This is a genomic window from Glutamicibacter sp. NPDC087831 (assembly GCF_044742845.1).
GTDB lineage: Bacteria > Actinomycetota > Actinomycetes > Actinomycetales > Micrococcaceae > Glutamicibacter.
The window spans coordinates 324,971-345,626 of sequence record NZ_JBIUVH010000003.1; the positions used below are offsets into that span (position 1 = coordinate 324,971).

Genomic DNA, 20,656 nt, shown 5'->3' on the forward strand with positions numbered 1-20,656 from the left:
ATCACCAGCCACGCTTTCGGCAAGGGGTGCATGGCGTTGCATGGAGTACGGAATGCGTTATATAAAGTCCAGTAGAAGTCGAAAACGCTTGGATCCGCGAAGCTACACGGATCCAAGCGTTTTTCATGAGATTTCGGGCTGGGTTACGGCTTAGCTCATTGTGCCTCGGCCTCGGCCTCGGACTCGGCGGCTGCGGCTTCAGCGGCCTTCTCCTGGTGGATCACTTCGGCCAAGAGCTTTTCCATTTCCTTGGCGACACCTGCGGCGGAAGCTGGGTTCTGTCCGGTGACCAGGCGTTCGGAGACTTGTACATTCTCTTCGAAGTTATCGGCGGCGATATGCGTGGCGCCTTGCTCGGTGAGCTTGTCGGCCAGGAAGAACGGAATGATCTTGTCCTTGCCTACGGCCACTTCTTCATCGTTGGTGAATGCTGCAACGGTTTTGCCACTTAAGAGTTTCAAACCATGATGCAGCTCGACATCGAGCAGACCGGCCGGGCCGTGGCAGACTGCACCGACAACGCCGCCCTTGTTGTAGATAGCGCCGACCAGCTTTTGCAGGCCCTCATTATTGGGGAAGTCCCACATGGTGCCGTGGCCTCCCACGAGGTACACGGCGTCGTACTGTTCGGGGTCGACGACTTCAACCCTTGCGGTGTTGTACAAGCCGGCACGGGTCGTTTCGTCCTGGGTGAACTGGACCTGGACCGGGTCGTCCTGGTCCACTGTGTCGCGCGGGGGCTGTCCGCCTTTAATGGAAGCGAAGTCGACGAAGTGCCCGGAATCCCGGAACACCTTCCATGGATGTGCGGCCTCGGCGACGTTGTATCCGGTAGGTTCCTTGTCATTACCGATTTCGGAAACGCTGGTCAGGACCATGAGGATTTTCTTCAAGGTGTGCTCCTTTCGCATTCGTCCTTCCACCCTTGTACAACAGGCAGGCTGTCGCAAGGGCGATGCGCAAGTTGCCAGTTTGCTTTCCGGAATCGTGCTCCGGAGGGAGAACAAGTGGGACGTGGCTCCTGTTTCTAGCCCCGGAGCGAGTTTGGCGTGCGTTGCCAACTAAGCATGCGCCTAAAGCCAACGCCCTTGGGGCGGACTTTGCGAGAATGAATGCACCGGCCGGGATATGCCGTGCATCACTTCTTGAACCTTGGAGAGCCATCCCGGATTGGTATCTTTCGAAAGGATTGCACTCGTGAACACCGCCCCTAGCCTTCTCTTGGTCAACGGCACCATCCATACGCTGGATCCGCATGAACGCATAGTCAATGCGATGGCCGTCCGCGCAGGAAAGATTGTCGCGCTCGGAGAGGATGCGCTGGCGCTGCGTGGGCCGGAAATGGAAATTATCGATCTGGACGGGGCCACGATCATGCCCGGGCTGATGGACGTGCACAATCATCACATGCTTGCCGGGCAGATGGACCTGTTCGAGCTCAACGTTCCGCCAACTCTCAACCTGGACGAGTTCCTGGAGGCAGTCGCGGTCTGGTCGGATAAGCTGGCTGCGGACCAGTGGGTCATCGGTGGCAGCTGGGGTTCGGGCCTGTTGAGCGAGATCAATACGCCCCAGGCACTGGCGCGGCTGGATCAGGCCACCGGCGGCCGGCCGGCCTTGCTCAAGGATGATGCTAAGCACAACCGATGGGTGAACAGCCATGCCTTGGAGCTTGCGGGCATCACCGGCGCGACCCCTCACCCCGAAGGCGGGGAAATCATGCGGGATGCCGAAGGCCGAGCCACCGGCGTGCTGCTGGAAGCCGGCGGGGTCATTGTCGAACAGGTCCGCGAATCAATGAGCCCCACGCCGACTTGGCAGTTGGCCGAAGCGGCATCGCGGGGCATGGAAATACTGCATTCTTACGGCATCACCGGTTTCCAGGATGCTGCCGCCTCCTTGCAACTCATGCAGGCCTTGAAAGAACTCGATGAATCCGGGAATCTGCACGCCTGGGTGGTTTCCAGCATGCAGGCCAATGACTTCATTTTCGGGACCCATCCGCTGGGCGAGGGGATCATTGCCGAGCGCGAGCAAACCAGGTCAACTCATCACCGCCCGGATTTCATCAAGATCTTCCTTGATGGCGTTCCGCCGGCAGGGACCGGAGCCTTCATCGAACCGTATCTGGAGGGTGCGGGATTCCCCGAATGCCATTGCGGCAACGCCACAATGCCTCCAGAAGTACTCGCGGGCTGGCTGATGAGCACGGCGCGGCGGGGCATTTCCGCGAAGATCCACTGCACCGGCGATGCTTCGGTGCGCCTGGTCCTGGACACAGTCCAGAAGGTGCGCGAGGCAGGTCTGGGCGAGCCGAAATACCATATCGCCCACGGCCAGTTCATTCACCCGGATGACCTGCCGCGCTTTGCAGAACTGGGAGTCACCGCCGATATCTCGCCGTCATTGTGGTTCCCCGGGGTGATTACCGAAGCCATGAAACTCGTCCTTCCCGTCGACCGGGCATCCAAGATGCACCCGAACAAGACCTTGCTGGCCACCGGGGCGCTAGTTGCCGGCGGCTCGGACTGGCCGGTGAGCGTTTCCCCGAACGCCTGGGAGGGAATCTACGGTCTGGTCACCCGCAAGGATCCTACCGGAGCTTTCCCCGGAACGCTCTGGGAGGAAGAAGCCGTGACCTTGGCGGATGCCTTGCGCATCTACACGATCAATTGCGCCAAAGCGATGGGACTGGATGACCTGACCGGGTCGCTGGAAATCGGTAAGTCCGCTGACTTCATCATGCTCTCGGCAGACCCGTTTGAGGTGCAACTCGAAGAGCTGCCGCAGATCACTGCACAGCAGACCTGGTTCAGCGGGCAAAAGGTCTACGACCGACTCGGATCCTCGAGCGTGCCGGTGCGCTAATCGCCTGCCCAGCACGTTGTTCTCAGCCGGCCAGGGTATCGGCCGGAGCATCATTATTTACCCGCGGCAACTCGCCGCTGTCTCGAAGGAAAGCCATGGACTCGATACTGGCTGGCGCGCGCACAAAAACAGGCGGCGACCGCGGAACCTACATCTACATCGGTGCCTACAGCGCGGTGCTGTACATGGTGCTGCTGACCGCACCGGTGATCGCCTCCAAGCTGGTGGCGCAATTCGGCCTGACGGCTACCCAAGTAGGCGGGCTGCTGTCCATGGAGCTCGGGGCCTTCAGCTTGGCGACTATCCCCGCCTATCTGTGGCTCAAGCGCGTCAACCTCGTGACGGCAACTCGTGTCTTCACGCTGGTTGCCGTGGCCGGAAATGTGGTCTCGGGCTTTGCGGACAACTACGCGCTCTTGGCGGTGTGCCGCATTGTGACGTCCCTGGCTGCTGGCTCGATCACCGTGGTGATCCTGAGCTTGAGCGGCAGGAGCGCGAACCCAGGACGGGCCTATGGGTTATTCGTTGCGGCCCAGCTGGTCATGGGCGCCGTGATTCTGGCGCTCTTCCCGGTGCTCTTCGCGGATTCCGCGGTGTCTGCGATCTACTGGACCATGGCTGGGCTAGCCCTGTGCTGCATGGCGGTTGCGCACCGCATCGATGGCAACGTGCTGTTGGGAAGCGCCGCTGACCCGGCTGCCGATAGTGCCAACTACGGGCACCGGCCGGCCCCGAGATCCAAGGCGTTTCTGGCCCTGGCGGCGGTAATGCTTTTCTACCTAGCGTTGAGCGGGGTGTGGTCGTTCATGGGGCAATTCGCGGCGTCCGCGCAGATCAATTTGGGTACGACGAGCCTGATTCTCGCTGTTGCGACAGTCCCGGGAATTGCTTCCTCCTTGCTGGCCACATTCCTGGGCGACCATCCGCGCCGCCCGCTGTTCCTCATTCTCGGTTATCTGGCGATGCTGCTGTCCATCGGCTTGCTGTTCGGGTTGAGCGGAGCCGTGCAGTTCGCGGCCGCGGCGATCATCTTCAAATTCTCCTGGACCTTCATCCTGCCCTACTTGCTGGCCACGGTCTCCGACCTGGACTCCAGCGGCCACCTGATGAATTCCACGAACTTGATGATCGGCACCGGGTTCGCGCTTGGACCAGTTCTGGGCGGCATGCTCATCGAGGCTGCCAGCGGCTTTGGCGTGCTTCTCGTCGCCTGCAGTGTCGGAGTGCTGCTGTCCATGACCTGCGTGGTTCTCGTCCAGGGCCGCAATCAGCACGGCTTGCCCCAGCGCGTCGCTCCAATGGGAATTCCTGAATAGCAGTGCACGGTCCACCACCGGCACATGCCAACCAGTGGAAAACAACGACTTTCCAGGACCTGCGCCGCTGGTAACGGTGCCGAGGCATCTTCAGGGACCACAACGATTCGCCCAGAGCGCCATGAAGCCCCAGCCGGCGTCCTCGATCCTGTAAGGTTCACGGACACCCGCTGGGGCCCAGGCGCGCTTTTCCGATTGGCGAGGCGCTAGACTGCCAGCTTGCGGCGGATGAATCCGGACGCTTGGTCAACGACGATGATCAGAATCAGCACGATGATGATGTGCGTAAGCATCGTATCGAACTGGAACGACTTGATCGCCTGGTTGATGAGCAAGCCGATGCCGCCAGCACCGACCAGGCCCAGGACCAGTGACGATCGGACGTTGACGTCGAAGCGGTACAAGAGCAAGCCAACGAACTGCGGGATCACCAGCGGCAGTGCGCCATGGGTAAGCTGCTGAACCCGTGATGCGCCGGTGGTGGACAGCGCTTCCTGCGGGCCCTGATCGGTTTCTTCCAGGGACTCGGCCCAGAGCTTTCCCATCACTCCCGTGTTGTGGCAGATCAGCGCCAGCACACCTGCGAAGGGACCCAAGCCCACGGCGGTGACGAAGATGAGCGCAAAGACGATATCCGGTACCGCACGGAAGAAGGACAAGATGCTGCGTGCTGCTTGGTAGGCCAGCGGATGCGGCGTCGTGGTGCGGCATGCGAGCACAGCGAGCACCAAGGCCGTAGGAATGGAGAAGGTCGTACCCAGCAAGCCGATCCACAAGGTGACCAGCGTTGCCTCCAAGCCAGGAAGTATGACTTTGTCCCAGCTCAGATCCGGCGGGAATGCGTCGCTGATGAATCGTGCCATCCCGCGCCAGCCTTCCACGAGCAGCGCCGGATCAAAATCAGTTCCCGCGATGGCCAGCAGATGAAGGGCGGCAATCACTGCAACTGCGGTAATCCAAAGGGTACGCCGGGCGGCCTTGTGCGGGTCCCTGGGCAGTGCTGGGGCGGATTTTCCAGCGATCATTTGCGAAGTGCTTTCCACTGCCTGCTCCTTGATGCGAGTCCGGGTATGGAGGCTCATGCTGCAATCCTCTCGGGAGAGTAGAGAACGTCCAAGAAGTCGTCGCCGAGATTCTGGACCGGACCGTTGAAGGCGATACGTCCATGCAGCAACCCGATCGCCCGGTCTGCGTAGCGTTGTGCAAGCTCTGGCTGGTGCAGAACCGCGGCGACTGCAAGGTTTTCGTCGTGCGCCAAGGTAGCGAGCAATTCCATGATGTTCTCGGCCGCATGCGGGTCCAGAGCAGAAACCGGCTCATCGGCAAGCAGCACCGACGCGCGCTGGCACAGGGCCCTGGCGACGGCTACGCGCTGCTGCTGTCCGCCAGAAAGGCGCCCGACCTTGTCCAGGGCGCGGTCGGCCATGCCAACCCGGTCCAGGCAGGCCATTGCTTCTTCCCGCAGTTCGCGGGAGAAGAAAGCGGGTGAGAATGAGGCCAAGCCGGTGACACGGGCCAGGGCGCCTGCGCAGACATTATCCAGTGCTGTGCGGCGGGGCACCAGATGGATCTTCTGGAACACCATGGCTGCCCGGGATCGCGCACGGGCTAGATCGCGGCCATGGAGATCGGCCAGGTGGATGCCATCCAATTCGATGCTTCCCGAATCCGGCGTGGCCAATCCCGCGACGCACTTGAGGGTGGTGGATTTTCCGGAGCCGTTGGCACCCAGAAAGGCCACGAGCTCGCCGCGGTTGACGGTGAAATCGACGTCATCAAGCACGCGGCGCTGGTTGAAGGACTTGGCCAGGGACTTCACCGAGAGGGCCGGACGGGGCAATTGCGTGGTGTCCATGGTTAGATATCGTCCTCGGTGAGGCCCATTTCGGAAGCCAGGTCGAACAGCGGGCCGTAGGTTTCCTTGGTGACTTCCAGCAATGGGCCCGGAGGGGTCACATCCAGGAAAGCTCCTACCTGGGCGATATCTTCCTCCGGCAGGTTCAGCAGCGCGTGCTTAACGGCTTTCTTCAGTTCCGGGTCGGCATCGGCGCTGATGGTGATCGGGTCATTCGGGATGGGTTCCGAGGTCCAGATCTGGCGGTAGTCTTCCGGGTTGAAGGTACCTTCTTCTTCGGCAACCGCCTGGGTCTGCGAGTTGAGCTGGGCGGCGTCGACAGTTCCATTAGCCAGGGCCAGCAGTGATTCAGGATGCCCTCCTGCGTAGTTCAAGTTGACTTCGGACTCGGCAATGCCGGCAGTCTTCAGCGCGTAGCGCGGCAGGACATCTCCGGAGGTTGAGCCCACGCCGCCAAGTGCGAAGTCCTTTCCGCGCAGGTCTTCGAGGGTCTTGATTTCTGAATCCTTCGCAACCCAGATGCCACCGGTGTAGGTGCTGAGCTCGCCTTGGGCGGTCCCGAAGGACACGAGCGGTTCAGCGCCGGCCTGCTGGCTGGCGAACACGTATCCCACGGGACCGAACTGGCCAAGATCCAGTTTTCCATTGCGCATTGCCAGTACCTCTGCGGCGTAGTCCTCGACAACTTGGACCTCGACTTCGCATCCGAGCTCGCGCTCCAATGCGTCGGCGAGCACGCCGTACGCCGGTTCGAGCTTGGCTGGTGCTTCGTAGGGCTCGATGCCGAAATTGATGGGCCCATCGGCGCAGAACGCGGGGGCAGCGGAGTCGGCCTGCTCATCCGCCTGGGCGGACCCGCAAGCGGTGAGGGCCAGCAGGCCCAGCGAGACGGCAGAGAATTTAAATGCCTGGGAGATCTTCATGGTTTGCTCCAATGCGTGGTGTAGCTAAGCTAGGCGGTGATCGACGAAGCCATGGCCGGCTTGGCGAGGTTTTTGATGTTCTTGTCGGCCAGGCCGAAGGACAGGGTCATTCCGACTCCGGCGGTCACGGAGACGACGGTGATGGCGTCGGCGGCATTGCGGATGAGCAAGGGGCCGATAGCGCTGGAGGCATAGATTCCTTGCCAGCGTTCAATGACTTTCAGCTCGGTGCCACTCATGTAGTCCCCGATGGCCGAGAGCAATGTTTGCGAGGTCGCTTCCTTGAGGAAGGGGGCTTGGGTTGCGGCGTAGCTGTGCGAATCTCCCATGAGCAGGGTGCCGTCGGGCCTTTGGGCGAACATGACATTCGCCTGGATATCCAGCAGCTCCGGGTGCTCGGCGAGAACTTCAGCCTGCAGGGCCTTGGCTGCTGGCACTTCGGTGAAGGCCTCGTAGCGCAGCATGGAGGTGGCGGTGAGGACGGCCGGCTTCAATTCCAGGTCTTCGGAAGCTTCTGCGCGGAGCATCTGCAGCGCGCACCGGGTGATCTGGTGCTCCTGCGCGATTTGCGGGAAGAGGTAGTCCACGTCGTGGCCGACGCAAACGAAAACCTGGTCGGCTTCGAAGGCGCCGCGATTAGTTTTCACGCTGGCCCGGCGATGCCGGCCGGCACCGAATCCCAAGGCGCTGGTGCTGAACTGGACGCTGCCAGCAACATGGGCGTTGACCCACTGGGCCAGCTTGGCCACCGTGGTGCGCGGGTCGACGCGCAGGTCATCACGCAGGAACGCGCCGCCGAGGAATTCTTCGGTGCTTTCGCGTCCGAGCTGTTCTGCGATGTCCTGCGCGTTGAGCATCTCGACCTGCCCGGTTTCGCGGCGTGCGGACAGTTCGCGCAGGACCTGCAATTCCGTTTCTGTCGAGGCCACCACGACAGCTCCCGATTCAACGGCCCAGAAGCCAGCGCGTTCAGCGTAGTCAAGCCACAAGGGACGTCCTGACTGCGCCAGGTCGTAGAGTTCGCCGGACTGCGCGGTGATGCAGCAGTGGCCGAAGTTGCGGACCGATGCGCCGATGGCCTCATGGTCACGTTCAATGACGATTACCGAGAGGCCGGCGTCCAGGGCTCGAGCGGCATGGGCCAGGCCGACAATGCCGGCGCCGATCACCAGCACATCTGCGTGGTTGGCGACTGGCCGGGTCTGCGGGAAATTTTTTTCGTTGCTCACGACAGTGATCATCCATGCCCGGGATGATCGGATTCAACCCGAAATGGCACTTGTTTGAACAAGTTTGCCTAGAGTTCAGAATGGGGTCCGTCTATTCACTTTCAGTTCACTGGAATGTCTTGTGAATCGCTGATTTCACAATAAAACCACTTGTATGATCAAGAGGTGATGGAGAACAAGAAGCAACCCAAGTACCAAGCCCTCACCACCTGGTTGCGGCAGGAAATAGCGGCTGGCACATGGCACGAAGGAGATGTCCTGCCCAGTGAGGCAGAACTCTGTGCCCGCGCCAATGCCTCGCGTGGCACGGTCCGGCATGCGCTCGCCCAGTTGCGTTCGGAGGGCCTCATTGCGGGGGGACAAGGCAAGCCGCCAATCGTGGCGCAACAGGTGCAATCCCAATCGTTTACCACCTTCATGTCCTTTACTGATTGGGCGCGCTCCATCGGATTGGAGGCTGGACAGGAAACGCGGGAATTGGCGCAGCGCCCGGCCGATGCCCTCGTGGCCGAGCAGCTCGAACTCGAAGAAGGTGCCAAGGTGGTGCAGATCCTGCGCCTGCGCTTGCTCGATGGGAGCCCGGCGATGCTGGAGCGGACTAGCTTTACCCAAGAAGTCGGTCGGCTGCTCTTCGAATTCGATGCGGATGACGGTTCGATTTTCGAGCACCTGCGGGAGCAAGGCGTAGACCTCTACCGAGGCAAGCACACCATCGACGCGGTGGCGGCCGATGAACTGGACGCGCAGCTGCTGGGTGTCCGGCTCGGCGCCCCGCTCCTGCGCGAACGGCGCGTGACTTCCGCCAAATCGGGGCAGAAACTTGAGTACTCCGATGATCGGTATTTGCCGGATCTGGCCAACTTCACCATTGAAAACACCAGCGAGCATCGCGCCTCATTGAGCCGTGTGCGAAGCATTGCTGTCTGAACAGGAAAACACGATGAAACGAGAAGACATGTTTGAACTCATTGCCTGCGATATGGCTGGAACGACCATTGACGAACATGCCGATGTGTACCGGGCTTTGGAGAATGCGGTGTGCGAATTCGGTGTTGAGGTCAAGGAGGAGGATCTGCAGCATTGGATGGGCGCCGAGAAGAAGGAAGCGATCAAAGCGCTGATTGAACTTGGCGGAGCTGTTGCCAGCGATGAGCAGGTGCAAGTGCAGTTTGATCGTTTCCGCCATTTGCTGCTGGGGTACTACCGGGAGAATCCGCCCGTCGCATTGCCAGGTGTCGTGCAAGCGCTGGAACGCTTGGCTGCCAGCGGCAAGAAGATCGCGTTGACAACGGGGTTCTCGCGCGATGTTGCCGATATTATCCTCGATGGCTTGGGCTGGAAGGTCGGTCCTGGCGAACTTCTCGACGCAGTGATTGCCGGCGATGAAGCAGCAGCGGGACGCCCTGCGCCGTACATGATTCATCGAGCCATGGAGTTGACGGGAATTCGCGATGTAGCCAAGGTTGTTGCCGCAGGCGACACCGCCAACGACCTGCTGGCCGCGCATCACGCGGGAGTGCATGGGATCGGTGTGCTGACCGGGAAGCTGGGCCGCGAAGAGCTGGACCGGTTCCCGCATGCCGCCATCCTCGAATCCGTGGCGGAGCTGCCGGATTATCTCGAGGCGATCGAGCCCGCGGCCGTGTAGTTCGACCCGAGTAATTTTGCAATGCGGAAGATATGTTTCGTTTCGGGTTGGGATGCGAGATATGCTGAGCTCTAGTTGGAACATCCCATTGAGATGAAAGAGAGTCGTCATGAGCAAGACTGTTCTTCAGCGCCACCTGTTCGGACCGGGTCCATGCAACCCGTATCCCGAGGCAACGGCAGCGCTCGGCCTTCCGCTGCTGGGCCATCTGGATCCGGAGTTCATTGCACGCATGGATCGCGTTGCTGATGGTTTGCGTACTCTCTGGGGAACCGGAAACTCCCGTACCTTGCCTTTGAGCGCCACGGGCTCAGCTGGCATGGAAGCCGCTTTCGTCAACACCATCAACCCAGGCGACGTAGCGGTCATCGCGATCAACGGCTTATTCGGCGAGCGCATGTGCGAAGTTGCTGCGCGCGCTGGCGCTGAAGTAGTCCGCGTCGAGCATGAATACGGCACGCCGATCGATGCCGAACGCGTTGCCGCGGCGCACCCGAACCCAACCGTCATTGCCGGCGTGCATGCTGAAACCAGTACCGGAGTTGTTTCCGATATAGCCGCGCTGGGCGCAATCAAGGGCGATGCACTGCTGATCACCGATGCAGTGACCTCCATTGGCGGCATGCCGGTGCTGGCTGATGAATGGGGGATTGACGTTGGCTATGCCGGCACGCAGAAATGCCTCGGCGTGGCTCCGGGATTGGCACCATTTACCATTTCAGACCGTGCTTTCGAGCGCCGCGTCCAGAAGCCCCAATCCTGGTATCTGGATCTGGGCTTGCTCGGCGGCTACGCCACAGGTTCCACCGGGGGCCAACGCACCTACCACCACACCGCACCGGTCTCGATGGTCGCATCGCTGGAAGCCGGCATCGACCGCATCCTGGCTGAGGGCCTGGACGCGGTCACCGCCCGCCATCAGGAAGCGGGAGGCTTGCTGCAAGATGGCTTGCAGGAAATGGGCCTGGAGCTATTCGCCCAGGAGGGGTACCGCCTGCCGCAGCTGACGACGGTCTACGTTCCTGAAGGCGTTGATTCGGCGAAGGTCCGTGGATACCTGCTCGACCGCTTCAATATTGAAATCGGCGGCGGTGTCGGCAAGTACGCGAGCACCGTATGGCGCGTCGGCATGATGGGCCCCAACGCTAATCCGGGTTCGGTGGCGCTGCTGCTGGCTGCGCTGAAGGAAGCGATCGACAAGGCCTAAGCCCGTGAGGGCCGTGGCCTACTGAGCGCAAAGCAAGGCGGGGCCAACCAGGAGATGGAATGGTCCCGCTTTTTGCCGTGGCCCTTGGGCTAGCCCAGCTGGTCTTGTGAATGCGCAAAGTGCAGCTGCACCGAATCGTCACCGGTCGAAAGCCTGGCGTAGCCGCCAATCGGCAAGGTGAACATCGGGGAAGTGTGGCCGAAATCGAGGTTGGCCACAACCGGGATGCGCTGCAGGATCGGGTGCTTTGCGATGACTTGCTCCAGCAGGCTACGGGTGATGCCGGATTGCCGCTGGAAACGCCCGATGGCCAGCCCGGTCAGGCCAGCGGCGCTAGGGGACTGCAGGAAGGAGGCGAGCTTCCGGGCGATTTCGTGGATGTCTTCGGAGGAGTCTTCCTCGATGAAGAGCATCGCCCCGTGCAAGGATGGCATGAATTCGCCGCCCTGCAACAAATGCAGCGTGCCCAGATTCCCTCCAATCACCGTGCCCGTGGCCGCTCCTTGATTCAGGATCCACGGTCCGCCGGATGCCTGGACGGACCTGTTGTCTTGATCCATGAACCACAAATCGTCGGTGAATTCGCTGGCGTGCTCGATGGTCCACGCGTGCTCGTGGGTTGCGGTCCGGAACCACTGTCCGGTTGGTTCAAAATGATCACGCATGCCGAAGCTGGACCAATGCGCGCCGACATAGGTAACGAGGCCGGTCTTGGCATGCACGGCGTTTGCCAGCGCGGTGAAATCAGAATATCCGCAGAAGACTTTGGGATTGGCGGCAATGAGATCCCAATCGAGGTAGGGGAGCAGCTCGTTTGAATTGAAGCCGCCAATGACCGAGATGATTCCGGCGACAGAAGGATCGGCAAATGCGGCGTGCAGATCGGCCACGCGCGACGGGATCGGCGAGCTGTCGAAGTCATCGTTCTCGTCTACGTGATCTCCGAATTCCTGCTTGAGCCCCATGGCCTCGAAGCGTTCAGTGATCCACTTCGTATTGTCGAATTCCATCACGAAGGCGCGGGAGCACGATGGCGCGATGGCCCTGATGGTGTCTCCGGATTGCAATCGGGCCGGGACGATGGTCGGCTTCTCATGGCTTGTCATGCAATCAGTCTAGGGTCTGGCTTGGCAGGGGATAATAACCCGCACGCAGTCGCAGGCGACTAGTTGGCGAAATTTTCGCAACAAATGAAGATATTCCGCTCCAGCTACTGGGAGAATACTGCGAAATTCGATAACGTGGGCGGGACAGCGCAATTTCTCTAAAGAAAGAAGCAAATAAGGTGAAGTCCCTCTTCGACTTGGAATTCAAACAATTCATCACGCCATCGATCATCAAGATCGTTTACATCCTGATCATGGTCCTGTTGGCGATCGGCTACCTCGGAATCGTGATTTCCGGGTTCATGGCTGATGCAATGCTCGGCTTCCTCATGCTCCTGATCGTGGGTCCTTTGGTGTCCCTGGTCTATTTGGTACTGGTCCGTGCAGGACTCGAATCCTTGCTGGCACAGATCCGCACTGCGGAGAACACCACTGAACTCGTTCGTCTGGCCGGTGGCATCCCGCCGGCAGAAGGCGGCTACCGCCCGCACCCGGGTAATCCTCCTGCTCCCCAGCAGCCGCAGGATCCAACCGCCAATGGCGGCGGCACTCCGCCAGCCAACCCTTACCAGAAGTAAGTCCAACGGCCAATGGCCCGCACCCGTGGTGCGGGCCATCGGCCGTTGTTGTGCGAACAGCGTGCGGGACTACCAGTCGCTGGACGCTTTGAGCGACAGCACCGGGCAGGAGGCCTGGAGCAGAATCCTTTGCGCGTTGCTCCCCATGAGGAACTTGCCCATTGCCGTCCGCTTGCGCAGGCCGATCACGATCAGCTCGGCTCGTTGGGCCTGGGCTACATGCAGGATCTGGTCTGCCGCATCGGCACCCTGGGTGTGGCGCTCAATCCAGAAATCGATGCCGGCATCAGAAAGGCGGGCTTCCAGCTCGTGGTACTGCTTCGCGTCAATGAGCCTGTCGTCAACGAGCCGATCGCCCTTCGAAGAGTTCACTACGATCAATCGCACCTCGCTGCGCCTGGCTTCGAGAATGGCTCGTTCCAAGGCGGCTTCGCCTTCTGGCGAGGGAATATAGCCCACTACGATCGTCATGAATCATTCCTTTCAGCAGCCTTGCTGTTCTCATTTCCGTGGCCAGGCTTCGCCTGTTCCGGCTCGGGGCCGCCAGCTGCATCGTCGCCCAGCAGGGCCTCGGCGGCGGCAGACGCTGTCCCGCGTTTGCGCCGAATAGCGGAGATCAGCACTGGCAGCAGGAGCAGGACGGCGATGAGCACGTAGATGCCCACGGCCAGCGGCTCGCTCCAGAGACCTGAGACTTCACCAGCAGAAAGCTGGAAGGTCTTGCGCAGCTGTTCCTCGGCCATGGGGCCGATGATGACACCAAGGATCAGCGGAAGCACTGGCAGGCCGAAGCGGCGCAAGGCAAAGCCCAGCAAACCGATCAGTAGCAGCAGCCAGAGATCAGCTACCTGCATGTTCACCGAGAAGGCGCCCAGCGTTGCGAAGAACAAGATGCCTGCGTACAGGTAGGGGCGCGGGATCTTCAGCAGCTTCGCCCACAGCGGCGCTAATGGCAGGTTGATCAGCAGCAGCAACGTGTTGCCAATGAACAAGCTGGCAATCAGGGCCCACACCAGGTCTGGTTCATTCTCGAAGAGCAGCGGACCGGGCTGGATGCCTTTCATGGTCAAGAACGCCAGCATCACCGCAGCGGTGGCATTGGTGGGCAAGCCCAAGGCGAGCATCGGAGTCAGGGTGCCGGCGGCAGAGGCATTGTTCGCGGCCTCCGGGCCGGCAACGCCCTCAATGGCGCCGTGGCCGAACTCCTCAGGATGCTTGGACAGCTTCTTTTCCGTGACGTAGGACAGGAAGGTCGGAACTTCGGCACCGCCGGCAGGCAGCGCGCCGAAGGGGAACCCAAAGGCGGTACCGCGAAGCCAGGGCTTCCACGAACGCTTCCAATCTTCCTTGCCCATCCACGGGGCACCCACCGGAATGGTGCGGGCCGGGCTGGTGCGCAAGTGCGCGGCAATCCACAGCGCCTCGCCAATGGCGAAGATCGCCACGGCGACCACCACGATGTCCATGCCGTCCACCAGGGGCGCGAAGCCGAAAGTCAGTCGCTGCTGCCCGGAGACCGGGTCCATGCCGACCAAGCCAATGGCCAAGCCCAAGCCCAGGGAAGCGAACCCGCGAATCTTGGAAGAGCCCAAGACTGCGGTGACAGTTACCAAAGCGAGGACCATGATGGCGAAGTAGCTCGGTGCGCCAAGGCTCACCGCGAACTTCACGACGATCGGGGCGACGGTCACCAGCAGCGCGGTACCGATGGTTCCTGCAACGAAGGATCCAATGGCCGCGGTGGCCAAGGCCTGTGCCGCACGGCCGGCCTTGGCCATCTTGTGGCCTTCGATGGCTGTGATGACTGTTGCCGATTCCCCCGGGGTGTTGAGCAGGATCGAGGTGGTTGACCCGCCATACATCCCGCCGTAGTAGATGCCGGCGAACATGATCAGTGCGCTGGAAGTTTCCATGCCGAAGGTCAATGGCAGCAGCAGTGCCACAGCCATGGCCGGGCCGATGCCCGGGAGCACTCCTACAGCGGTTCCCAGGATGACACCGGCGAAAGCGAAGAGCAGGTTAATCGGGGTCAGCGCCGCGGCGAAGCCGCCCATCAATAAATCCAGAGTTTCCAATTAGAGCACCCCCGAGAGGATTCCGGCCGGAAGCTTGATGCCCAGGCCCAGATAGAAGCCGTAGAACGAACCAAGCGCCAAGGCAAGCGAAATAACCAAGGTCAATACCCAGCGCCGCGCACCCAGGCAGGTAGCCGCGCCGAAGAACATGATGGTTCCCGAGATGACCCAGCCAGCCCAATTCACGATCAGCAGGTTCAGCACGAAGATGCCGATCAGCGGGAGCAGGACCTTCCAATCCGAAGGCTGGCTCAGGTCCACGTCTTCGCCTTCTTCGCCCGCAGCAAGGTTGCCACGCATGACGGTGATGGCCAAGGCAATGGACGAAAGAATGAGAATGCCCGAGACGACGTAAGGCAGGGCCTTGGGACCTACAACGTCTGCCTGGGAGTACGTCACATGAAGCTGCGACGCGTCAACAAACACGATGATTCCGACGATAAGAAGAAACGCGGCGAACAGGAGTTCGACGCGTTTCTTCTTTGCGGTGGCTACTTCGCTCACGCCAGGCCCAGGGTCTTCAGGACGCTGGCAACGCGCTCGTCCTGGTCGGTGAGGAAGGCGGAGAATTCGTCGCCGGTCATGAAGGCGTCGCTCCAGCCGTTGGTCGCCAGAGCTTCCTTCCACTCGGCCGAATCATGCATTTCGGTGACCAGGTTGACCCACTTGGCCTTGTCCTCTTCGGAAATCTCAGGTGGAGCCACCAGACCGCGCCAGTTGGAGAACACCAGATCAATATCCGATTCCTTCAGGGTCGGGGCATCTACGCCTTCCAGGCGCTCTTCGCCGCTGGTGGCCAGTACGCGAACAGAGCCCTCTTCGATCTGTTGCATGTACTCGCCGGCACCGGAGGCAGCGAAGGCCAGCTTGTTGCCCAGGATGGCCGGCAGCAAGTCGCCGCCGCCATCGTACGATACGAAGTTCACGTCCTTGGGATCAATGCCCACGGCTTCGGCCAGCTGCATTGGCAGCAGATGGTCCGGGCCGCCAGGGGAGGAGCCGCCGCCGACCGAGAGCTTGCTTGGGTCGTCCTTCCAGGCCTTGACCAAGTCGTCAATGCTCTTGTACGGAGAATCCTTGGAAACCATGATCGCTCCGGGCTCTTCGATGAGCTTGGCAATCGGGGTGGTATCGGTCAGCTTGGAGTCGGTTTCGTTGGTGTAGCTTGCACCCACCACGCCCAGGCCCATGAGCATGGCCAGATCGCCATTGCCCTTCTCATTGACAATGCGGGCCAAGCCGACGGTGCCGCCGGCACCGGCAAGGTTGAAGACTTCCGGGTTGCTGGCCAGCGATGCGTCATCCATGACCTTGGCGGCAACACGGGCAGTGGTGTCGTAGCCGCCGCCTGGGGTGTTTGGCACCATGATGCGGAGGTTCGCGATGGGGCCCTTGGACTCTGCGGCGTCAGTGCTGGAAGACTCTGATGTCACGCCGCAGCCCGTGGCGGTCAGGGCCAGTGCAGCGGCAGCTGCCAGCGCGCTCAGCGCACGGAACGACTTGAACGGTTTCATGGGGATTCAGCCTCTTTGCTTTCATCGGGGTTGCGAGTGATACCAACTTACGTGCCATCGTGAGCCGGGTCACTCTTGCGTACTCAAAGAAAATACTGTTCATTGTGTAACCGGAAATTGTGATCTGAACCATTCGAATCTTCGGTAAGGTAGCACAGTGCCCGGATGCAGGTGCCAGCAAGGACCTGCCGGGTGCAACGTGGATTTCTGGAATATTGGGGGCGAGGCAATGGGTGCCGTGCGTTTCTGGCTCGCTAATCTGTACACGCGCCGCAAGCTGACCCTTGCAGGGCAGTACCTGATACTGCAATTGCTCATTATCGCGGTGGTGCTGGCAGGGGTCATCACGGTATCGCTGACTCAGGCCACCAATAACTTCGAAAAAATCGAGGGGCGCCGCAGCCTCTCGGCCGCCGAATCGCTGGCTGCAAACCCCCTGCTGCGCGTGCTCCTGCCCGAGGCGGAGCCGGAAATGGGTTCGGCGTTGCCTGCCATGGGCGAATCGGTGCGCAGCACCTCGGGTCTCCAATTCGTGACCATTGCCGATCCCCGGGGAACGGTCGTCACCTCCAGCTATCCGGATGAAGTCGGAACCTCGATACTGCACCCTGAATCCGCCGTCACCGAAGGCCGCGGATGGACCGGGGAAATCTGGCGCAATGGCAACCATGTATTGATTGCGCAGGTTCCGGTGCTGGATGACGAGGGGAAGATGGTCGGCATCGTCAGCGCCGGCCAAAGCTATCCCAGCACCGGTGAGATGATCCAGGAGATCGCCCCCAACGCCTTGTTCACCCTGGTCATTTCCCTGCTGCTGGGGACCGCCGGCTCAGTCTTGCTGGCCCGCCGGGTCAAGCACCAGACCCGCGGGCTTGAACCCCGGGAAATTGCAGAGCTTTTCGAGCATCGCGAAGCCCTGCTGCACGGAGTCAAAGAGGGAATCATCTCGGTGTCGCCGGATAGCCGGGTGATGCTGGCCAATGATGTCGCCATCGAGCTGCTCCAGCTTCCCAGCCACTGCGTGGGCAGGACCCTGGACGAATTGGATGTTGTTCCGCAGGTGCGCCATGCACTGACCACCAGCCAAGAGCTGCCCGACCGGCAATTCCTTGTCGGCGAGCGGGTATTGGTCTTCAACCGGATGCCGGTCAAGACCGCCAGGCGGGATTTGGGATCGGTCACCACCTTCCGAGACAAGACCGAACTGACCCTGCTGGAACAAGAACTTGGAGACAGCAAGGCCACCGCCGACATGCTCAGGGCGCAGACCCATGAATTCGCCAACCAGCTGCACGCAATTTCCGGGTTGATCCAGCTCGGGGAATACGACGAGGTCGTGGGCTTCATCGATGGCGTGAGCTTCAGCCGGAGCAAGATCTTCGAGGACGTCTCCGCATGCATCGCCGAACCCACGATTGCCGCGTTGCTGATTGCCAAGTCCAGCGTGGCCGCCGAGCGAGGGGTGCACCTGAAGATGGCGCCTAGCTCAACCTTGGGCAGGTGCGAGGACCAGCTGGCGCGGGATCTGACCACCGTGATCGGCAATCTCGTCGATAACGCGATGGACGCGGCCGCTGCGGCTGCCAATCCGGAAATCCAGGTCGGGATCGAGGAAACCAGCGAGCTGGTGCGAATCACCGTGAGGGACAATGGAGAAGGCATCGCGGAAGATGCCATGGACGAGATCTTCACCCAAGGTTTCTCCACCAAGGACAGCGCGGTTTCCGGCGGCAGGGGCTTCGGCCTTGCCATCAGCCGCCTGGTTTGCCGCCGCCGCGGTGGAGAGCTGGCCGCGGCCAATGCACAAGGTGCCCGGTTTACCGCCACGCTCAGGAAGTAGGAAGCAAGAAGTGATCAAAGTACTGGTGATCGACGATGATTTCATGGTCGCCAAGGTGCACGCTGGATTCGTCAACAGCGAACCGGGGTTCACCGTGGTCGGCGTGGCGCACTCCGCCGGTGACGCGATCAAGGCCGCCGGCGCGCTCTCGCCGGATCTCATCTTGCTCGATATCCATTTGCCGGACATGAACGGCCTGGACCTCTTGCAGCGCCTGCGCGAAGTCCAGCCGGAGCTCGATGTCCTGGTGATCAGCGCGGCGCGGGAAATGGATACCGTGCGCCGCGCGCTTCGTGGCGGCATCGTCCACTATCTGATGAAGCCCTTCTCGCGGGATGACCTGCGCGAACGGCTGGAGCACTACGCGAAGGCCTACCAGCCGCTGGGCGAAGCAGCGGACCAGGAATTGCAGCAGGCCGATGTGAACATGCTCTTCGGGCTCGGCGGACAAAAGCGCCGGCCTCTTCCCAAAGGCTGCAGCGCCGAAACCATGGAACTGGTTGAGAGCATCGTCAAGGAAGCTGCCGAACCCATATCGGCCACCGAAACCGCGCAGAAGCTGGGCACGTCCCGGGTGAGCGCTCGCCGGTATCTGGAATACCTGGCAGAGGAAAACCTGGCTCAGGTGAACCTGCGCTACGGGGGAGTCGGCAGGCCCGAACGCCGCTACTCATGGAGGAGCTAGCCCCGGAACCTGGGTTTTGCAGATCAGGAAGCACTGTGGCTGCGTCCAAAAGCACGCAGCCACAGTGCGCGGTTCCGCTCAGCGCTACTTTGACGTGGCCTTTTCAGTCGCGGCCAAGTCTTCCACGCTTTCGGACGGAACGGGAGCCATGTAGCGTTCCAAGCTGTCGTCCAATTCGCTGAGCCACGGCGTATGGTGCGTGGCTGCCATGGTACCGGTCATGACCGAAGGATAAACCTTGTCCCGGTAGGTCATGATGTTTTTCTTCTTGTCGTTCTTCCATGCCATGAAGGTACGGGTGACCTCATCCAGGTCGAACATGGGGTAATCGGTCTGCTCGATGAGATCGCGAATGTAGTCGGCCTGGAACTTCACTTCGTCTTCAGCAGTTTCAATGGCATTGAAACGCCTCAGCCACGCATCGATGCTCATCCGCTGGTCGCCCGCTACGGGGATCGAGGCCTTCCCGGTAATCAGATCACGGACGTACCATGCTTGGGCATCGAACATGTTGAAGGTGAACCACTGGTCCTGGGCGCCCAGGTAGTACAGCTTGTTGTTGTTCTCGGATGCGACACCACGGTACAAGGTATCCGGATAGACATTGTTCGGCGAGTCCAGAGCCAACCCGGAGGGCAAGAACGGGTAATGGTGGAGGTAGCCGGTGCACAGGATTACCGCATCGAACTTGCGTGATACGCCATTGCTGAAATGGGCCGTGGACCCTTCGAAGCGATCGATGAGCGGAAGCTCCTCAATGCCCTGGGGCCAGTCGAAGCCCATCGGAGCGGTGCGGTAGCTGTAGGTGACCGAGCGCGCACCCATCTTGAAGGACTGGACGCCGATGTCCTCGGCAGAGTAGCTGGCGCCGATGAGCAGGATGTCCTTGCCGGCGAAGCGCTCGGCTCCACGGAAATCGTGGGCATGCATGAGCTCGCCGGGGAAAGTGCCTATTCCTGCGAATTCAGGAACGTTAGGGAAACTGAAGTGGCCGGTTCCGACCACGACATGGGTGAAGTCGCTGGACGCAGTCTTGCCGGTTTTCAGATCTTCGGTGGTGACGGTGAAGAGCTCGGTGCTTTCGTTGTAATCTACCCAGCGGACCACGGTGGCAAAGCGCACGTACTTCTTTATATCGGATTTCTCTGCGCGGCCATTGATGTAATCCCAGAGCACGGCTCGTGGCGGATAAGACGAAATCGGCCCGCCGAAATGCTCATCGAAGGTGTACTCGGCGAATTCCAGGGCTTCCTTCGGGCCATTGGACCAGAGATTGCGGTACATGCTCGAGTGCACTGGTTCGCCGTATTTGTCGATCCCGGAGCGCCAGTTGTAGTTCCACTGGCCTCCCCAATCATCCTGCTTTTCGAAGCAGACGATTTCTGGGATATCTTGCCCTGTTTTCTTGGCAGAATCGAAAGCCCGCAGCTGGGCGATGCCGCTGGGTCCTGCTCCAATGATTGCGACGCGTTGAGTCAAGCGTTCCTCTCCGGCCTGTAAGCCTTGAAAATCTCGCGCAGGCCGCAGTACCGGAATCCGGGATATTTGGCCGCGCGTTACAACAAATGTGCTCTAAACCAGTTCTCTAGCCGTGCGGACGGGAGGTGCAGATTTCTATATGAAAACCTTCCATAGGCACAGGCTATAAATCCCCATTCTACCAGCCGTCAATTATATGGATCTTGAATGCAGAGGTCAGTGGGTATTTTCGGAATGAGTCAGCCGGAAGAATAGCGTGCAATCGAATGCCAAAGAGGGTGGTCAGGAGTTGGTACAGAGCAGAAGTGAACGCTGTGGTGCAGCCCCGATGGA

The 20,656-nt window shown here is 60.6% G+C and carries 19 protein-coding genes; 8 read left to right on the forward strand and 11 right to left on the reverse strand.

Annotation, left to right across the window (positions count from 1 at the left end):
• Window positions 1-155: 155 nt before the first annotated feature.
• Window positions 156-893: a type 1 glutamine amidotransferase domain-containing protein gene (locus ACIOJF_RS12310; RefSeq protein WP_402741683.1), complete on the reverse strand. Its 738-nt coding sequence runs from the start codon at window positions 891-893 to the stop codon at window positions 156-158.
• A gap of 304 nt (window positions 894-1,197) precedes the next feature.
• Here ACIOJF_RS12310 and ACIOJF_RS12315 point away from each other — a divergent pair, with 304 nt between their 5' ends.
• Together ACIOJF_RS12315 and ACIOJF_RS12320 are read left to right on the forward strand one after the other, a co-directional pair.
• On the forward strand, window positions 1,198-2,868 hold the full coding sequence (locus ACIOJF_RS12315; protein WP_402741684.1) for an amidohydrolase: 1,671 nt from the start codon (window positions 1,198-1,200) through the stop codon (window positions 2,866-2,868).
• Window positions 2,869-2,963: 95 nt separating this feature from the next.
• Window positions 2,964-4,184, forward strand: coding sequence for an MFS transporter (locus ACIOJF_RS12320; RefSeq protein WP_402741685.1), 1,221 nt, complete (start codon window positions 2,964-2,966; stop codon window positions 4,182-4,184).
• A gap of 206 nt (window positions 4,185-4,390) precedes the next feature.
• On the opposite strand, the gene phnE is transcribed toward ACIOJF_RS12320, so the two are convergent.
• The 4 genes from phnE to ACIOJF_RS12340 are packed head-to-tail and all read right to left on the reverse strand — an operon-like array spanning window position 4,391 to window position 8,191.
• Window positions 4,391-5,266, reverse strand: a complete 876-nt coding sequence (gene phnE / locus ACIOJF_RS12325) for a phosphonate ABC transporter, permease protein PhnE (protein ID WP_400290401.1) — start codon at window positions 5,264-5,266, stop codon at window positions 4,391-4,393.
• Window positions 5,263-6,039, reverse strand: a complete 777-nt coding sequence (locus tag ACIOJF_RS12330; protein ID WP_400290402.1) for a phosphonate ABC transporter ATP-binding protein — start codon at window positions 6,037-6,039, stop codon at window positions 5,263-5,265. Before ACIOJF_RS12330 ends, phnE begins: the two co-directional genes overlap by 4 nt.
• Before the next feature lie 2 nt (window positions 6,040-6,041).
• The gene (locus tag ACIOJF_RS12335; RefSeq protein ID WP_105658230.1) at window positions 6,042-6,962 is read right to left on the reverse strand and encodes a phosphate/phosphite/phosphonate ABC transporter substrate-binding protein; all 921 of its coding nucleotides are present in this window, start codon (window positions 6,960-6,962) and stop codon (window positions 6,042-6,044) included.
• A 29-nt stretch (window positions 6,963-6,991) separates the two neighbouring features.
• A complete protein-coding gene (locus ACIOJF_RS12340) occupies window positions 6,992-8,191 on the reverse strand; it encodes a TIGR03364 family FAD-dependent oxidoreductase (protein WP_402741686.1) in 1,200 nt (399 codons plus the stop codon).
• A gap of 168 nt (window positions 8,192-8,359) precedes the next feature.
• Between ACIOJF_RS12340 and ACIOJF_RS12345 the strand changes: the two genes are divergently transcribed.
• From ACIOJF_RS12345 to ACIOJF_RS12355, 3 genes are all read left to right on the forward strand, one after another.
• On the forward strand, window positions 8,360-9,118 hold the full coding sequence (locus tag ACIOJF_RS12345; RefSeq protein ID WP_402741708.1) for a GntR family transcriptional regulator: 759 nt from the start codon (window positions 8,360-8,362) through the stop codon (window positions 9,116-9,118).
• Window positions 9,119-9,131: 13 nt separating this feature from the next.
• A complete protein-coding gene (locus tag ACIOJF_RS12350; RefSeq protein ID WP_402741687.1) occupies window positions 9,132-9,839 on the forward strand; it encodes a phosphonatase-like hydrolase in 708 nt (235 codons plus the stop codon).
• Window positions 9,840-9,948: 109 nt separating this feature from the next.
• A complete protein-coding gene (locus ACIOJF_RS12355) occupies window positions 9,949-11,046 on the forward strand; it encodes an alanine--glyoxylate aminotransferase family protein (protein WP_332730822.1) in 1,098 nt (365 codons plus the stop codon).
• An 89-nt stretch (window positions 11,047-11,135) separates the two neighbouring features.
• On the opposite strand, the gene ACIOJF_RS12360 is transcribed toward ACIOJF_RS12355, so the two are convergent.
• Window positions 11,136-12,152, reverse strand: coding sequence for a S66 peptidase family protein (locus ACIOJF_RS12360; protein ID WP_402741688.1), 1,017 nt, complete (start codon window positions 12,150-12,152; stop codon window positions 11,136-11,138).
• Window positions 12,153-12,331: 179 nt separating this feature from the next.
• On the opposite strand from ACIOJF_RS12360, the gene ACIOJF_RS12365 reads away from it, so the two are divergent.
• A complete protein-coding gene (locus tag ACIOJF_RS12365; protein ID WP_105661845.1) occupies window positions 12,332-12,730 on the forward strand; it encodes a DUF4282 domain-containing protein in 399 nt (132 codons plus the stop codon).
• A 69-nt stretch (window positions 12,731-12,799) separates the two neighbouring features.
• Here the strand turns inward: ACIOJF_RS12365 and ACIOJF_RS12370 are convergent, their stop codons facing one another.
• Genes ACIOJF_RS12370 through ACIOJF_RS12385 form a run of 4 tightly spaced genes read right to left on the reverse strand, consistent with a single transcriptional unit; the run spans window position 12,800 to window position 16,319 of the window.
• On the reverse strand, window positions 12,800-13,201 hold the full coding sequence (locus ACIOJF_RS12370) for a universal stress protein (RefSeq protein WP_402741689.1): 402 nt from the start codon (window positions 13,199-13,201) through the stop codon (window positions 12,800-12,802).
• Window positions 13,198-14,784, reverse strand: coding sequence for a tripartite tricarboxylate transporter permease (locus ACIOJF_RS12375; RefSeq protein WP_402741709.1), 1,587 nt, complete (start codon window positions 14,782-14,784; stop codon window positions 13,198-13,200). The genes ACIOJF_RS12370 and ACIOJF_RS12375 overlap by 4 nt, the downstream gene beginning before the upstream one ends.
• Before the next feature lie 21 nt (window positions 14,785-14,805).
• Window positions 14,806-15,309, reverse strand: a complete 504-nt coding sequence (locus ACIOJF_RS12380) for a tripartite tricarboxylate transporter TctB family protein (protein ID WP_105658222.1) — start codon at window positions 15,307-15,309, stop codon at window positions 14,806-14,808.
• On the reverse strand, window positions 15,306-16,319 hold the full coding sequence (locus tag ACIOJF_RS12385; protein WP_105661846.1) for a tripartite tricarboxylate transporter substrate binding protein: 1,014 nt from the start codon (window positions 16,317-16,319) through the stop codon (window positions 15,306-15,308). The genes ACIOJF_RS12380 and ACIOJF_RS12385 overlap by 4 nt, the downstream gene beginning before the upstream one ends.
• 229 nt (window positions 16,320-16,548) lie before the next feature.
• Here ACIOJF_RS12385 and ACIOJF_RS12390 point away from each other — a divergent pair, with 229 nt between their 5' ends.
• Together ACIOJF_RS12390 and ACIOJF_RS12395 are read left to right on the forward strand one after the other, a co-directional pair.
• Window positions 16,549-18,159: a sensor histidine kinase gene (locus tag ACIOJF_RS12390; protein ID WP_105661847.1), complete on the forward strand. Its 1,611-nt coding sequence runs from the start codon at window positions 16,549-16,551 to the stop codon at window positions 18,157-18,159.
• A 10-nt stretch (window positions 18,160-18,169) separates the two neighbouring features.
• Window positions 18,170-18,844: a response regulator gene (locus ACIOJF_RS12395; protein WP_400342810.1), complete on the forward strand. Its 675-nt coding sequence runs from the start codon at window positions 18,170-18,172 to the stop codon at window positions 18,842-18,844.
• 84 nt (window positions 18,845-18,928) lie between these two features.
• Here the strand turns inward: ACIOJF_RS12395 and ACIOJF_RS12400 are convergent, their stop codons facing one another.
• Window positions 18,929-20,323, reverse strand: a complete 1,395-nt coding sequence (locus ACIOJF_RS12400) for an NAD(P)-binding domain-containing protein (RefSeq protein WP_402735566.1) — start codon at window positions 20,321-20,323, stop codon at window positions 18,929-18,931.
• Window positions 20,324-20,656 lie beyond the last annotated feature (333 nt).